This is a genomic window from Dietzia sp. B19 (assembly GCF_014145155.1).
GTDB lineage: Bacteria > Actinomycetota > Actinomycetes > Mycobacteriales > Mycobacteriaceae > Dietzia > Dietzia natronolimnaea.
Genome location: NZ_JAALED010000572.1, coordinates 13460 through 27824, shown reverse-complemented (window position 1 = coordinate 27824; position 14365 = coordinate 13460). Strand labels below are relative to the sequence as shown.

Annotated in this window: 11 protein-coding genes; 1 reads left to right on the top strand and 10 read right to left on the bottom strand. The window is 67.8% G+C overall.

Annotated features, from left to right (window positions below):
* The first annotated feature begins 157 nt into the window (after nucleotides 1-157).
* Entirely contained in the window at nucleotides 158-3739 is a 3582-nt protein-coding gene (gene mobF, locus G6020_RS15900) for a MobF family relaxase (protein ID WP_182611271.1), read from the top strand.
* Nucleotides 3740-3746: 7 nt separating this feature from the next.
* On the opposite strand, the gene G6020_RS15895 is transcribed toward mobF, so the two are convergent.
* The 10 genes from G6020_RS15895 to G6020_RS15850 form a co-directional block, all read right to left on the bottom strand.
* Nucleotides 3747-4511, bottom strand: a complete 765-nt coding sequence (locus G6020_RS15895) for a hypothetical protein (RefSeq protein WP_182611270.1) — start codon at nucleotides 4509-4511, stop codon at nucleotides 3747-3749.
* Between the two features lie 9 nt (nucleotides 4512-4520).
* The gene (locus G6020_RS15890; protein WP_182611269.1) at nucleotides 4521-5177 is read right to left on the bottom strand and encodes a hypothetical protein; all 657 of its coding nucleotides are present in this window, start codon (nucleotides 5175-5177) and stop codon (nucleotides 4521-4523) included.
* Entirely contained in the window at nucleotides 5174-5680 is a 507-nt protein-coding gene (locus G6020_RS15885) for a DUF4913 domain-containing protein (RefSeq protein ID WP_182611268.1), read from the bottom strand. Before G6020_RS15885 ends, G6020_RS15890 begins: the two co-directional genes overlap by 4 nt.
* Nucleotides 5664-7370, bottom strand: coding sequence for a type IV secretory system conjugative DNA transfer family protein (locus G6020_RS15880; RefSeq protein ID WP_206682244.1), 1707 nt, complete (start codon nucleotides 7368-7370; stop codon nucleotides 5664-5666). The genes G6020_RS15885 and G6020_RS15880 overlap by 17 nt, the downstream gene beginning before the upstream one ends.
* A 96-nt stretch (nucleotides 7371-7466) precedes the next feature.
* Entirely contained in the window at nucleotides 7467-8021 is a 555-nt protein-coding gene (locus tag G6020_RS15875; protein ID WP_182611266.1) for a hypothetical protein, read from the bottom strand.
* A gap of 12 nt (nucleotides 8022-8033) precedes the next feature.
* Complete coding sequence (locus G6020_RS15870) at nucleotides 8034-9671, bottom strand: peptidoglycan DD-metalloendopeptidase family protein (protein ID WP_182611265.1); 1638 nt, start codon at nucleotides 9669-9671, stop codon at nucleotides 8034-8036.
* Nucleotides 9668-9928: a hypothetical protein gene (locus G6020_RS15865; RefSeq protein WP_069388795.1), complete on the bottom strand. Its 261-nt coding sequence runs from the start codon at nucleotides 9926-9928 to the stop codon at nucleotides 9668-9670. Before G6020_RS15865 ends, G6020_RS15870 begins: the two co-directional genes overlap by 4 nt.
* Nucleotides 9921-11711 carry an ATP/GTP-binding protein gene (locus tag G6020_RS15860; protein ID WP_241732773.1) on the bottom strand — a complete coding sequence of 597 codons (1791 nt, stop codon included), beginning with the start codon at nucleotides 11709-11711 and terminating at the stop codon, nucleotides 9921-9923. Before G6020_RS15860 ends, G6020_RS15865 begins: the two co-directional genes overlap by 8 nt.
* The gene (locus tag G6020_RS15855; RefSeq protein WP_069388793.1) at nucleotides 11708-12601 is read right to left on the bottom strand and encodes a hypothetical protein; all 894 of its coding nucleotides are present in this window, start codon (nucleotides 12599-12601) and stop codon (nucleotides 11708-11710) included. The genes G6020_RS15860 and G6020_RS15855 overlap by 4 nt, the downstream gene beginning before the upstream one ends.
* A 4-nt stretch (nucleotides 12602-12605) precedes the next feature.
* Entirely contained in the window at nucleotides 12606-14078 is a 1473-nt protein-coding gene (locus G6020_RS15850; RefSeq protein WP_083249524.1) for an SCO6880 family protein, read from the bottom strand.
* Nucleotides 14079-14365 lie beyond the last annotated feature (287 nt).

Genomic DNA, 14365 nt, shown 5'->3' with positions numbered 1-14365 from the left:
TGCCCCCGGTCCCCCACCAGTGCCCCATCCGGACGTGTCACTTCGTTCCACGCTTGTACTTCGCTTCGCTCAGCCCCCGAGAACCTACACACCTCTTGCTGATTTTCAGACTGCGTCCGTGACCGGGCGCTGACGTGGGGTTAGAGTGGGCGGCGTGATGACCCTCCACGTGCTGCACGCCGGGGACGGCTACAGCTACCTGACACGTCAGGTAGCTACCGCCGACCGGCTGCGTGAACGTGGCCAGGAGCTGACCGACTACTACACCGCCAACGGCACCCCTCCCGGCCGCTGGCACGGCGCTGGCTTGGAAGCCCTCTCAGAGATCAGCCCGGTGTCCGGCACGGTGTCCGAGGAGCAGATGAAGGCGCTGTTCGGCGAGGGCCGGCACCCCAACACCGACCAGATGCTCGAGGCCGGCGCCGACCTCAAAGAGACCGCGCTCGGTCGGAAGTTCCCCGAGTTCAAGAACGAAATCCCGCTCGTGGAGGAGTACAAGTCCACGCTCAGGGAGCTGGCCGAGGAGGGCCACACGATCGACAAGGCCACCACCTCGGAGGCGTGGCGGACGCTGGCAGACAAGCACTACCGCGCCAAGTTCGGACACCAGCCACCCACGGATCGGGAGCTGCTGTCCTGGGCCGCCGCGCAGCGCAGCAACGTGCGTCAGCCGGTCGCCGGCATGGACCTGGTGTTCACTCCGCAGAAGTCCGTCAGCACCCTATGGGCCCTGGCGGACACCGACACCCGGCGAGAGATCGAACGCATCCACCGCGAGTGCGTCAACGACTCCCTGGCGTGGATCGAACGCGAGGCCGCCTTCACCCGCCGCGGTGATCGCAGCGAGCGGCAGATCGACACCCACGGCTTGATCGTGGCCCAGTTCGACCACTACGACACCCGCGCCGGCGACCCGAACCTGCACACCCACTGCGCGGTGTCGAACAAGGTTCTCGGCGTCGACGGCAAGTGGTCCGCCCTCGATGGAGCGGCACTGCACAAGCACGCTGTTGCCGCGTCCCAGCGCTACAACGCGGCGATCGTTGATCGGCTTCGCCGGGAGATTGGCGTGGCGTTCGAAGCCCGCTATCCCACACGCGACAGGCAACCCGTCTGGGAGGTCGCAGGTATCGATCAGACACTGTGCCGCGCGTTCTCCTCACGCCGTCAGATGGTCGAGGCTCGCCGCGACGAGCTCCTCGCCGAGTACCGGACCAAGCACGGCCGGGCACCGACTCAGGCGGTCCAGTACGCCCTTCTGCAGCAAGCCACGCTAGACACCCGGGAAGGCAAGCAGGAGTCCCGATCGCTGGCCGACCACCAGTCGACCTGGCGCCGATTGGCCGCCCGTCACCTCGGATCAGAAGCCGCCGTCGACGCCATGGTCTCTACCGCGCTAAACCCCGAGCCACCGGATGATCGGATCAAGGAGATGAACCCCTCGGTGCGGCAGATGGACGGCCTCGAGGTCGAGTCCGCCCACGTCATCGAGACCGTGTCCGATGCCCGAGCGACGTGGACCCACGCGCACGTGCGGGCCGTGGTCGAGACCCAGCTGACCAACGTCGCCTTCACCTCACCGACCGAGCGCGACGAGGCCGTGAGCGCGGTAGTGGACCACGCTCTGGGACGCGGGTCGGTGGCCCTGTCGACGCCCGACACACTGGAGGCGCCCACCGCGCTGCGGCGCGACTCCGACAGGCTCAGTGTCCTCGAGCGCCACGGCGAGCTGCTCCACACCTCGACCGCCATGCTCGACGCCGAGCAACTTGTCACCGGCGCCGCACAAACGCCCGTGGCGGTGTTCACCACCGGCGAGCAACTGCGGGCAGTGATCGCCGAACACGAGTCCGCGAGCGGCCGCGTCCTCAACCCCGGACAGCGCGCACTTGCCGAACACTTCTGCCTGTCCGGGCAACTCGTCGCCGCCGGCGTCGGCCCCGCCGGCACCGGCAAGACCACCTCCATGAAGGCCGTCACCGCCGCGTGGCGAGCCTCCGGGCGACAGGTCATCGCGCTGGCGCCCTCTGCGGTCGCCGCCGAAACTCTCGGTGAGGAAATCGGCGCCGAAGCCCGCACGCTTGCCTCGCTGACCTACCGCTGGCGGGGAAAACTAGAGTCCATGGGCTACGCCGCCCGCACGTTGCCGCTCACCATCGAACCGGGTGCAATGCTGCTGCTCGATGAGGCCGCCATGGCCTCCACGAAGGACGTCGCGGCGCTCGTGGAGATCGCCCGCGATCGCGGCGCGGTGGTGCGCATGGTGGGAGATCCCGCGCAGCTCGACGCCGTCGAGTCCGGCGGCCTGATGCGCCTGGTGGCCTCCGAGACCAACGCACCCGAACTGACCGACGTCGTCCGCTTCGGTGACGACACCGCGCAGGCCCGCGCCTCCATCGGCATCCGCTCCGGCGAACCGGACGCCCTGCAGTTCCACGCCGACAAGGGCTGGGTCCACGGTGGCGCCCGTGAGGAGATGATCGCCGCCGCAGTTGCCGATCACTTCGCCGACACCGACGCCGGTCGCGACGGGATCGTCCTGGCCTCCACCACCGCCACAGTTCGTGAACTCAACACCCAGATCCAGAATCGTCACCGTGACACCGGAGCCGCTCAGGCGCGCAGTCTGGTCGACCTTGCCGACGATCTGACCGCCGGCCGCGGCGACGTTGTCGTCACCCGCACCAACAACGGGGACCTTCGCACCAAGGGTGGAACCAGACCGGGCTCCCGCGTGCAGAACGGTGACCGCTGGCGCGTGGAGAAGGTCGGCGCGGATGGGTCGCTGACCGTGCGGCACCTTGGGCACCGCGGCCGGGTCACTCTCGATGCCGACTACGTCGCCGGCTGTACGGAGCTGGGTTACGCGGCCACCATTCACCGCGCGCAGGGCATTACCGTCGACGTCTCTCGCACCGTCGTCGACGACGCGACGAACCGCCGCGGTTTGTACGTTGCCCTGTCCCGCGGCCGGGCCGAGAACCACGCCTACGCCGTCACAGACTCTCCGCTGGATATGGAGACCGAGAAGCCACACCTGGCCCCGGAGGTTGACGACAGGCTGACCACCGCTCGCGGTGTCCTGACCGCGGCGCTGGCCCGGGACGACGGTCACACCACCGCCACCGAACAACTCCGTGACGCGCTTGCCGCCGCCGATGATCCGGACCGCATGGCCGCCGGTTACGCCGCCGCCCGCGATCTGCTCGTGCTCGACTACACCACGCACCTGGTGGGCTCTATGGCCGTCGGTGAAGTGCCTGAGGCAGAGACAGCGCCCTTGCGCGCCGCCGTCGACAAGGCGCTTGCCCGCGGCGTTGACGTCGCCGCCGCGATCGCACAGTGGCACCACGAGGTCGATGCCCCGGACGACCCGCTCGCCTCGGCCACCGGCTGGCTATCGGGATACGAAACAGACACCGACACCGACCTCGGCCACCTGGCCCCCCTGCCCTCTCGGCACCCCGGCATGGACACAGAGCTGGCCGACTACGCGGCCGCCGCCCTGGCCGAGCACACCAGCCTCACTCACACGCCCTTGGAGGAGGACCTCGGCCCGGTCGACGCAGAGCTGGACCCCTTCACGGCCTCCCACCGCCAGGGCCCCTTTGATGCCAACCCGTTCGACGTCGACCCGTTCAGCTCGCAACCGGGTTCGGGCGAGCCGGAGCCGGACGGGCCGACACACCACGAAGCCCCTGTGCCCGGCAGGGAGCCGTCACAGGGGCCAGAGGTATAGCCTCAGCTCACAGTTCGAACCAACTCTCGGCCGCTGCGTCGCGTCCTGGGCTGGTGACCGGGGCGATCTCTGAACGGCTGTTCTCAGCCGAGCAACGTGTGAACAGGTTCCCCAGCCGAAACGGGCTTGATCTCTCGGCTCCCATCGAGCTGGAATTATCGGCGTCGAACGGGCTGGATTTCTCGGTCTCGGTCGAGGGCGACCACGTTCCCTCGCGGATCATCGATCCCACGGGTTGCGGAAGCTCCACTCGCTCGAGGAACGTGGTGCCGGTGACCCGATCCACCTCGGCCTCCAGAGCGTGCATTGCGCTGGCGCCGATCTTATCTTCGATGTAGAGGTTGACCTGCTGCACCGGGACGTCCACCGTCATCGCATCGTCGTCTGAATACAGGCTGACCACTGCGTGTGCGAGCGCCTTGTCGGCGAAACCGGCGCGGGCAGCGCGGGCGTACGGGCTTCTGCCGCTTGTTTCACGTTCGACGGCGTCGGCAATCTCGTACGCCGCCGACAGGTTCTCGATACGGGTGATGACATCGCTGATCGATTCGGTGGTGAGCAGGTTCTCGAGTCGGGAGGCCAGGAGCGTCGCTCGACTACCACCTGGGATCAGCACATCACTACTTGTGAAGCGCGAGTCAGAGAACGAGATCTCGTCGTCGGGCAGCCAGGTCGGGCGGTGCGGCTTCAGACTCAGCGGGGACCCGGTGGCGGCGAGTGCGGAGCCCAGTCGAGCCCTCAGGTCGGTTGCGGCAGGGGTCGGTTCGGTCATGGTGGTCTCCTACATTTCGATGTCGGGGTCGACCTCAGGGGAGGCCGTCGCGACATCGGCCGCCATGGCGGTCTCGGCAGTGGCCGGCGCCGAGGCGGCGCTCAGACTGGCGGACAGGTCTGACCCTGTGGACATGTCCAGCTCGCCGCCCATAGTTGGGTCGCTCTCGAGGCCTTCCCACGTCTGCGACAGCGCTGAGGTCACCCGCTCCATGACCTCGTCACCGTCGATCAATTCAGTCACCGCACCGGCTGTGACCAGTGCTGACACCGCCCACAGCACAGTCATTTCCTGTCCGCGATCGACATCTATGTCCTGTGTCTTGGCGGCCTCGCGCTCGGCCTGGAGCCGGCGCTGTTCATCCAGGAGGGCGCGGCCGTCGTAATCTGCGGGCTCCCACCGATGCCAGACGTCGGCGGCCGCCGTCTCGAAGCCCCGGCGGGCGAACTCGTCCGCGACGATCTGGCGACGTTCGTCTCTCCATTGCTCGGAGGCGTCGGGGCGATCGGCCCAGGCCGTCTCCCGCAGTAACCGGGTGACGGGAACCGTGCGCAGCTCGGCGGCCGTCAGGTAGTGGGTGCGTTCGCGGAAACCGCCCTGACGTCCGGCTATGCGGCTGGCTCGGGCAAGCATCGACATGTGCTGCTCGCGATTCTGGCTGTTCATTGTGTCTTCTCCATCGGTTCTGAGCGCAGGAGTTCGGAGGGTTCGTGGTGATTTCGGCACGAGGCCATCGGCGATTCGGGTCCGAGGAGGATCCGCATGTGGTGATCGCCAACGGTGCGTAGGAAGATCTCGTCGGCCCGCATGGGATCGGTCACCGCCAGGTACTCGTAGCTGCGCCACATCGCCCGGACACGGAACACCACGCTCTGATGCGCCCACCATTTGCCGCACCAGGCGTTGGCTTGTGAGCGATCTTGGACCTGGTAGGCGGGGCGTAGATAGTCGTCGAAGAAGTCGTACACAGTGGGATGTCGCGGGTTCGACGGGATCCCCAGATCCTCGACGGAGTACCGCTTGGCGGCGCGGTGTGCCGCTCGGCGCAGCGCCACCCCCAGCCCTGGATGCTCGGCGTAGCCGGTTAAGGCGTCGACGGCCAGGGACTGCATCTGGTTCTGCAACGGTTTGGGCGTCGCGGCCCGCACGAGATCAGTCCACAGTGACACCGGTCTGTCCTCTCTCCAGGCGGTCGAGCAGCTCACGCGTGGCGGGTGAGAAGTCCTGCTGGGTGGCCGGGATCATCCGCGCGAGCATCGGCCGTCGGCCTTTGGCGATGACGATCATTTGCCATTTCTGCAGGTTCTGGATCTCGTCGACGGACAAGATCGGCTTGTCGCCGCCGACTTGTTGCGAGCTCGAACCGCTGCCATTGGAGTACGACACTGACCGCTCGACCTCGCGGTAGGTGCCGACCTGGGTGGAGACCATTTGCGCAAACTCCGGCTCGGTCTGTCCTGGCCCGATGACTTTGATCGCCACCAGGGCGTAGAGCTTGCGCATACCGACTGGGCCCCACATCTCCTCCCCTTGCGCGTAGGTCTGGAGGAAAATGTCGAACAGGATCCCGCGGGAGCCGTAGGTCGATAGCGCTTCAGGCAGGTTCGGCCATCGCACGACGTTGGCGATCTCATCGAGCACCATCAGCACCGGGACCGGGAGTCGATCCCGCTCGAACTGCGAGGCCCGCTTCTTCAATGCCTCGCTGACCAGGATGGCCAGCACTGTTGAAATGGGGCGGGCCACGGGGTTGTCTTCTTCGGTGAGCATGTACAGCGTGGCCCGGTCGTCGTGGGCCAGGGCGGTCACATCAAGACGCCGGCGGTGGCCGTGCGGGGTCAGCCATTCCCGAACCTCGGCTAGCCCAAGGCATGCGATGCAGTTCTTCGCGGCCGAGAACACGCCGTCACGGGTGCGTGGGGTCAGCGAGTACTTCGCGTTCAGGTCGTCGTGCTGGGCCTCGTAGGTGCTGCCGGCGAGCAGCGTGAGCGGCTCGCCGGCGCCCGGCGCGGACACCCACCTGTAGACGTCGGTGATCGGTTTGTTGCCCAGAGCTGCGGCCAGGAACAGCGCGGTGAGCAAGTCGCGGGCCTGCTGGTAGAAGAACGCATTCTCGCCGGCATCACCAGAGACCGCCGACCGGGCAGTGGTGGCGCCCTCGAAGATCTCGGCCAGGCGTAACGCCGAGCCGTCCCAGTATCGTGCCGCCCGGACGAAGTCGAGCGGGTCGAAGAAGAACCCGCGGCCCTCACCAGCGCCGGGGGCCAGATTCTGCGGGTCGAACACCCACACCTCGCCGACGTGTTCGCGCAGCTGGATCGTCTCGTCGATCAGGTCGCGCTTGCAGCTCGTGGCCACCACCAGGCCGGGGGCGTTCCAGATCTCCGGGATGGCCTTGCTGGTGGTCTTGCCCTCGCGGGGAGCCCACAAGTTCAACACGTTGTCCTCGGTGCCCGACATGAGGACCTGCCCGGTGCTCCACTCCCGGCCCAGGTAGGAGCCGTACCAGCCGCAGTCAGGCAGGTTGTTGTCCCGGTGCTCTCGTTTACGCGCACGCGGGGACAGTGTCGCGATGTCACTGGTCGAGGCCATTTGCCGGGTCGCGTGTGCGATGCGCGACTGCGTGCCGCCGGTGCGCCGCAGTCGCCATCGCCGGCGAGCGAGGATGATCCCCGCGGTGATCACCACGACGACCAGCCATTGGGTCACCAGCAGCGCAGTCGCCGCTGGGGACCAGGTCACCGAGTCACGCGCCAGGACCTCGATAGCGCCGAGTAGTGGAAAGGGGCTCGGTGGCTCGGCGCCGCCGAGTTTGACCGCCGCCCGATGCGCCGCCCACACCGAGACGTTGATCGCCACGAACCCGGCGAGCATGATCAGCAGCACGACGTGCTCGGGGGGGAACTGCGAGACTCGGGTGTTCCTCGGATTGTCGTTGCCAGCCATGATGTGCCCCTATCTCGTCATCTCTAGTCGGTACTGCGCGGCTTTCCAGGTGTGTCCCTCACGGACCACGACCACCTGCGCTGCCATCTCCGGAAGCGGGGTCGTGTCGCCGTCGGTGTGTTGAACCACCTGCCGCAGGATCAGACGCACCTCGGCCCGGGGGGCGTGAGGGTCAACCGGATCGCTGGCGAGCTCCACAGCTCCCACGACGACGTCACCGGAGGCCGCCCACGCCGCCCACTGTCTAGGCAGTGGCTCTGAGGCCGGGCGCTCGGCCGCCGCCTCGGCCAGTGGCCCAGTGAGCGTGTCCGCGGCCGCGTGCAGTGCGTCCCAGGGGCCCGCCTGCTCGGCCGGCCGCCACGTGAAGATCTGCCGCATCGCGGCCCGCGCGGCTCCTTCCGCGGTCTCTGTCGGTTCTGCGTGCACGTGATGGGCGTCGGTGCCGAGTTCGTCGCCTCCGGCCCGCAGCATCACCACCACCAGCGTCACCACCACACACGCCGCCACCACGCCTGCGGCGATCACGCCCGCGATGATCAAGAGGCGTCGTTGTTCTGCTTCCATGGCCACTGCTCCTTACCCTGCTGTCGTGGCGAATTTGGCGGCTTCTGCGGGCACGATGACGACGTACTTCTGTGTCTCCGCGTACGGCGGAACCCCGCCGTACTGCTGGACGGCGCCCGGGCCGGCGTTGTACCCAGCCAGCATCAGCGTCTGCGGATCCCCGGAGAGCTGACCTGAGGCGATGCCCTCGCGCTGGCCTTCGGCGATCTCGCACAGGTAGCGGGCCGCGAACATCGTGGCGTCTGCGGGATCGGAGGGCGAGCCAGAGCCCGGCGGACCGGCCACCTGGCCGTTCTCGTCGACCTTCGCCCCTCGAGAGGCCCAGGTAGCAGGCATCGCCTGCGCATATCCCTGCGCTCCCACTGGCGAGACAGCCCGAGCTTGGAACCCTGCCGACTCGTGGTAGAGCAACCCCGCCAGCAGCGGCGAATCCACTTCTCGACACACCTGCCCGCCGAGACGAATCCACTTGCGCAGCTCCTCCGGGATCTCACCGTCGTTCAGCGCGCGCCCGTGGTCGCCGACACCGTCCGGAACGCACTCACCGGTGGAGGCACCGACACCGGGACCACCTCCCTCCGGGGCGGGACCGTACTTCTGGCCCGGGGTGGGCATTCCCCCGCCGGCCACGGTCACGTGCACGTGATCGAAGTGGTTCTCGGTCGGGGTGCCCCGATCTTCCATCTGGCTCGGCTGGCCTTCGGCGGGAATGTACTGCTGCCGCCAGATCAAGTACTCGATGTTGAACGCTTCTTTGTTGCGGAACAGGTAGTCGGCGATCTCGTCGCCGAGCTTCTTACCCGCACCGCTGGCGTAGTCCGGGATCATCACGTCGACGGCTCTGCCTGACGGGTGGTCGGGGAACGGGTCGCTGGGGCGCCACCCCCCGATCGTCTGCACTTCGGGGAACTTCTGGGCGACGGCCCGGGCCACGCGGACCGAGTCGACCTGCAAGTTCTGCTCGGACACCACGTCCGACGGGGGAAGCTCTCCCCCGCGCGTACCCCGGTCCGTGGGTTCTCTCGGTGTCGGTGCGGGAGCGGGCGGTGTCGGTGCGGGAGCGGGCCTCTGGCCGGCCTCGCCCGGATTGGTCGCCTTGTCGATCCACGGCACCGGATCGACGTCTTGGCCGCCGTAGCGGCCTCCTGCCCAGATCTCGAAATGCAGATGGGCGCCCGTGGATTGGCCCTCGTTGCCGACCCCGGCGATATGCTGGCCGGCCTTGACTGCGTCGCCGGCCTTGACCCTGAGGTCGTCCGCTGGCATGTGCCCGTAGACGGTGGAGAACATGCCGTCCCCACCGTTTCCCTCGTGGTCAATGACGATCCAGTTGCCGAATCCCGAAGCGGGGCCCGATTCGGTGACCACGCCGTCGGCGAAGGCGTAGATGGGAGTGTTCACGGGTGCTGCGTAATCGATGCCCCGGTGGTCGGGGCGATCGGCTGAGCGATAGCCCGAGGAGACCTGGTAGGTGCCGTCTTTCATGGGCTTGGAGTAGTCCCCATCGGGGACTCCGCCGGCCGCTGAGCTGGACCCTCCGGTCGGTGCGCACCGGTCGTCGTCCTCGATGAAGGAGGAGACGACGATGGTCAACCCGAACGCGACCGCGAGGACGATCACCAGCGCCAGCACCGGCCCCTTGAGGGTCACCGGTCTTCCAGTTCCCGCAACCGAGCGGACAGGTGCGCGTTCGCGGCGCGCAGGCGCCGAATCTCCCCCCAGGTCGGACGCGGCATCCGCTGCTGGTCCTCGGCCCAGCTGAGCACCGTGGAGGTCGCCACACCGAAGTCGCGCGCCGCGCTCGCGGCCGCAGACGACAGGGTGGACGAGGCGCTGAAGTAGCCCACGAACCGATCGACGACATCTTCCTTGAACTCGGGGCTGTAGCCCCCGGCGGGACTAGGCATTGACCAGTCCCCCGGCTCGCGCGGACTTGCGCTTCCACTCGTCCTCGAACGCGGCGTTGGTGTCGTGTAGTCGCCATTTCGTCTCTAGTGGCGAGATGTCGGTGCGGAACGGGATGCCGGGCGCGGTGCTCTTGCTGGCTTTGATCATGAAACACCCGCGGCCCGGCGGCACAGGGGCATCCGCAGAGCGTTCCCGGTCTGGTGAGGCCCCTTGTGACCATGAGGTGATCTCGGCGATCTCCCGCGCTGTGAAGGGGAGCTTTCCGCCAAGTAGGCGCAGTTCGTCGGCCGGCAACCCACCACAGATCACAGCCCCGGCCCGGTCGATGAACCCCATCGCGCGGTTGCGATCCGCTTCGGTCGGCAGGGTCTCCAGATCCTTGGACCCGTGGGTGACCAGGTACACCGCGCAGCCCATTGTTCGCAGCAGACGCATGAGACCGTCCACATGCTTGGTCAGCCCCGGCGCGGCGGCCAGGGTGCCCCACAGCTCGTCGAGGGTATAGGCGAACAGCTTCCGCTTGCGCAGGCCAGCATCGGCGAGAATCTTCGACGCCGTCACCGCGCCCGCTGCCGCCGACCAGCACGCCATGATCACCGCGGCTTTCACGGTTTCGTCGTTGTCGTCCAGGGCGGACACGTCGATCACCACCGCGGCGGAGTTGACGTCGATGGGCGTGGTGGTCTGCCCTGAGAAGATCTCCCCGGTCACACCGTGCTGCATCGCATACAGGCTGCGCAGCAGCGGCCGGACGGTGGCGTGATACTCCTCATCCGACGCCGAGACGGTGACCTGGTGCAGCTGCCGGGACCCTGCCTGCAGCATGGCGATCAGGTCTGTCAGCTCCGGCGGATGTACCCAGCGACTGCGCCCGTCCGGGCCGTCCTCGGCGTACAAGTCGTCCAGTGCCACGGCCACGGCCGCGGACTCGTAATCGGCCATCCGACCCTGCCGGGCGAGCGAGACCAGAGTCTCGATCATCCGGCGCTGACCGGCGGCCACCTCCTTTTTGGCTCGATGGAGTTGCTGTTCCAACATGCGCAGCCTCTCCCGATCGGCGTCGGTGTCCCCGGTGTGAGTGGCGATCGCCGCCTGGAGGACCGGCACCACCGAACCCAGAGCTCCCGCGTCGAGGGGGTTGATCCGGTCCAGGCCGTGCCCGATCCGGATCACCTGCCCGTCGACAGCTAGCACCAGGGGGACGTACTCGCCCTTGAGGTCGTTGGGAATGATCGGCACATGACCCTGGGCCGAGTGTCCGAGCAGGATCTGCCGCACCAGCGAGGACTTACCCAGCCCGGGCACCGACATCAAGAACGCCGACGGCGTCGACAGCAGGTTCTGCTCTAGCCAGCTCAGACAGTCGAAGCCGAGGTCCTTGCCGTCGAGCAGGTTCCGACCGATCGGCGGGCCGATCATCGGAGACGGCGACCCGACCGAGTTGGGGTTCCACCCGGCGGCGTAGTTCGTGGCCATCATGAACTCGTTCGGAGCAGTGACCGATCGCACCAGACCCGACCCGATCCCGGCAGCGAAGGGGGCACGAAAGCCGCGCGCCCCGGCTCGTGGCCACGCATCCTCCCCGACCACCGGGGCCACACCATGCCGGGCCAGCGACTCGTGTTTGATCCGCCCGACCTCATCCGGGTTGGCCTTCTGCCATCTGCCCAGGGCCCGCCCTCGGCGGGTCCACGGCAGCGGGTACTTCTCTTGCCCGTCGAGGATCGCCCGGAACAGCTCGCCGTAGTCGGCGGTGGCCTCCTCTGGTCTCCACATACTCATAGCGGCAGCTCCGTCTCGATCGTCGCGTGCTGGAACCCCGCCACACCCAGTCCAAGGTTGGCGGCCAACATCACCCCTTGGCGCCCGGACTCATGCCGCACCCGCAAGCGGGTACGCGGCCGCAGCGCCTGCAAGAACAGTTGGGCGATCTCGTGTCCGCCGGCCACGGTCACCGTCGACCACACCCGTCCACCGTCGGCGGCCTCGACTTCACTGACCGACAGGGGGTCGACGAAGGGGCGCATCCAGCGGGTACGCCAGATGTGGCCGGCGGCGTCCCACTCGGCCAGCACGTCGGACACGTCCGCGCTGGCCTCTGCTCCGCTGGCCGGATCCGAGCACGACAGTGTGAAGCTGACGCACTCCACACTTCCCACGCGAACACTGCGCGACGACTCGTCCCAGGTCAGCTCGGATAGATCCTCGATTGACCGCAGCGCCGCGTCCAGGACGTGACCGCAGCGCCCGGCGATCTCGCTCTCGCGTGCAGGCCGGGCCGGCAGGCCGGCGAGAGCGGCCGCGTCGTACAGGGTCGGTGCGTCGACCGCCACGATCGAGGCCAACTCCGTGAGGTCGCTTCGCTCGGTCTTGTCGGCGGCCGAGAACACTCCACCCAGCAGCGGTGGCGCTGAGGTCGTGCTGTCACAGGCGAAACCGGCCAGAAGCCGGTCCAGGCCCGCCACCTGACGGGTCCACGCACTGACCCTCTCCTGCTCCACGATCCCGGCATCATCCACCAGGCTCGCCACGGCAATCTGGTGGCGGCTGGCGTCGGTGACGAGCGCCTGGGGGAAGCCGCGGGCATCGACGGTCTCACTGACCTCCAGTCCGCGCAGGGGGCGGGGGCGGGTATCGGGAGTCGATCCAAATAGGTTCTTGAGGTTCAACATCCGCTCAGTCCTTCCTTCCGAACGGCAGGGCTCCAGCACCGAGGCAGAACGAGAACGCCGAGTCCTGCATGAGCCGCATCTCGCGCACCCGGATGTTCAACTGGTTGGCCAGCGCCTCCACATCACCGTCGATCGCCCGGTCGTCCTCGCCCGGCAACCACGTCACCGACACGTACATCGACCGCCGCCCGTACCCAGCTCCCTTGGCCAGCGCCTTACGTGAAGCCGTCGTGCCCTCCAACCGCAGCTCGGCGTCAACGGACTTGATCGTCTTGCCGTCGTTGACCCCGACCATTGCGTCCCGGTGCTCGGCCTCGACCAGCGAATGCGCCACTCCCGGGGGGAACGGCCGGTAGACCAGACAGACGGTCTTGCGCGTGATCCTCGAGTGCTGCTCCAGCAAGGGTCGCAAGTGCTTGTTCTCGAACGTGGCCGGCGGCGCGGAGACCATCTCCCAGGTCCGCGACCAGGTGCCGTCGTGGAAATACCCGCGCGCGGTGGCCTTGGCCACCGCCGGCCCCGCATCCGACCACGGCAGATGGTGCGGCACGCCTTTGATGTGCAGCTCCTCGAAGTCTTCCTCGGCCGCGGGATTGAACGCCTTGTGCGTCGAGGCCACGATTTCGTCCGCCGTCATGGGTCGCGCCTTGATCCCCGCCCATGGCAGTGGGCCGCGATAGAACGCACCGATCTCGTAACGGAGCTGGTCGAGAAATCGGCGGTCCCGGGAATGTGACACCGACACCTTCAGCGTGAAAGCCAGCTCGAACTCATAATCCTGGCCACCCGATTGCAGCATCCTGGCTCGCTCGAACTGGATCTCCCGCGCGACCGCAGGTGCCTCCGGCGAATCGAGGGTCTCGACCTCACGCAAGGCCAGCATCCCCGTCGACGGCCTGGTGGTGTGCCGGGCCACCACCGCCAACAGATTCCGATTGTGCGCCCACTGCGCCTCGCACGTCCCCCACTGCGCGGTCGTCGCCTCAGCCTCCGCGACGCTACGCAGCACATCTCCGGACAGCTGCCCGGTCAGCTTCACCGTGACCTGCTGGGCCGCAGGGTTGACGATCACCCCGAACCGGTAGCCGTTCGCGTCGACATCCTCGAGCAGCTCGGTGCCCGCCAGCAGACCCGGCGCCCGACGTTGCCCGCCCGGCACCCGCGATTCCGGGCCCGAGAGGTACAGGTTCTCCCCAGTCATGCGGCGCCACACGTGCGCGGCCACCAGCCGCCCCGACGTGACGAAAGACCGTCCGTCTCGGTGAAAATGCACCAGGGCACCCACCAGCACAGCCAGCAGAGCGGCTACCAGGGCGAACCGCACCTGCTGGGCCAACATCGACACCACGAACGCCATGAGGCCGACAAACCCCACCACGGCCGTACGGACCGGGATGCGGCCAATGAAGTTGCGCTCCCGCTTGCGGCCCAGGGTGTAGGTGGTCGTCTCGGTCTGCGGCGCCATCGTCTCGCTCATCAGCTCCCCCTACCGGTAGGCCGACCCCGGATTGACCGGAGCGCCTACCGAGTCGTCGAGGATCCCGCCGCCCGCTCGCAAGGCAGACCCGGCCATGCCGGCGGCGTTGCGCGCGATCCGCGCACCTGTCTGGCCTGCCGCGGCCACCTGCTGACCACCGCCGGTCGAGGGGCCGGAACCAAGAGCTCCAGCGCCGCCTCCCCCGGATCCACCAGCGGCTGGTCCACCACGCGATCCGCCACCAGTCGACGGACCACCACCGGACGGATCGCCCCCACCGGACGGGC

Bases quoted from the DNA above. Each gene is read 5' to 3' on its own strand.
- G6020_RS15865 (WP_069388795.1), bottom strand. From the start codon at position 9,928: ATGCCTAGTCCCGCCGGGGGCTACAGCCCCGAGTTCAAGGAAGATGTC.
- G6020_RS15875 (WP_182611266.1), bottom strand. From the start codon at position 8,021: ATGGAAGCAGAACAACGACGCCTCTTGATCATCGCGGGCGTGATCGCC.
- G6020_RS15860 (WP_241732773.1), bottom strand. From the start codon at position 11,711: ATGAGTATGTGGAGACCAGAGGAGGCCACCGCCGACTACGGCGAGCTG.
- G6020_RS15895 (WP_182611270.1), bottom strand. From the start codon at position 4,511: ATGACCGAACCGACCCCTGCCGCAACCGACCTGAGGGCTCGACTGGGC.
- G6020_RS15855 (WP_069388793.1), bottom strand. From the start codon at position 12,601: ATGTTGAACCTCAAGAACCTATTTGGATCGACTCCCGATACCCGCCCC.
- mobF (WP_182611271.1), top strand. From the start codon at position 158: ATGACCCTCCACGTGCTGCACGCCGGGGACGGCTACAGCTACCTGACA.
- G6020_RS15850 (WP_083249524.1), bottom strand. From the start codon at position 14,078: ATGAGCGAGACGATGGCGCCGCAGACCGAGACGACCACCTACACCCTG.
- G6020_RS15890 (WP_182611269.1), bottom strand. From the start codon at position 5,177: ATGAACAGCCAGAATCGCGAGCAGCACATGTCGATGCTTGCCCGAGCC.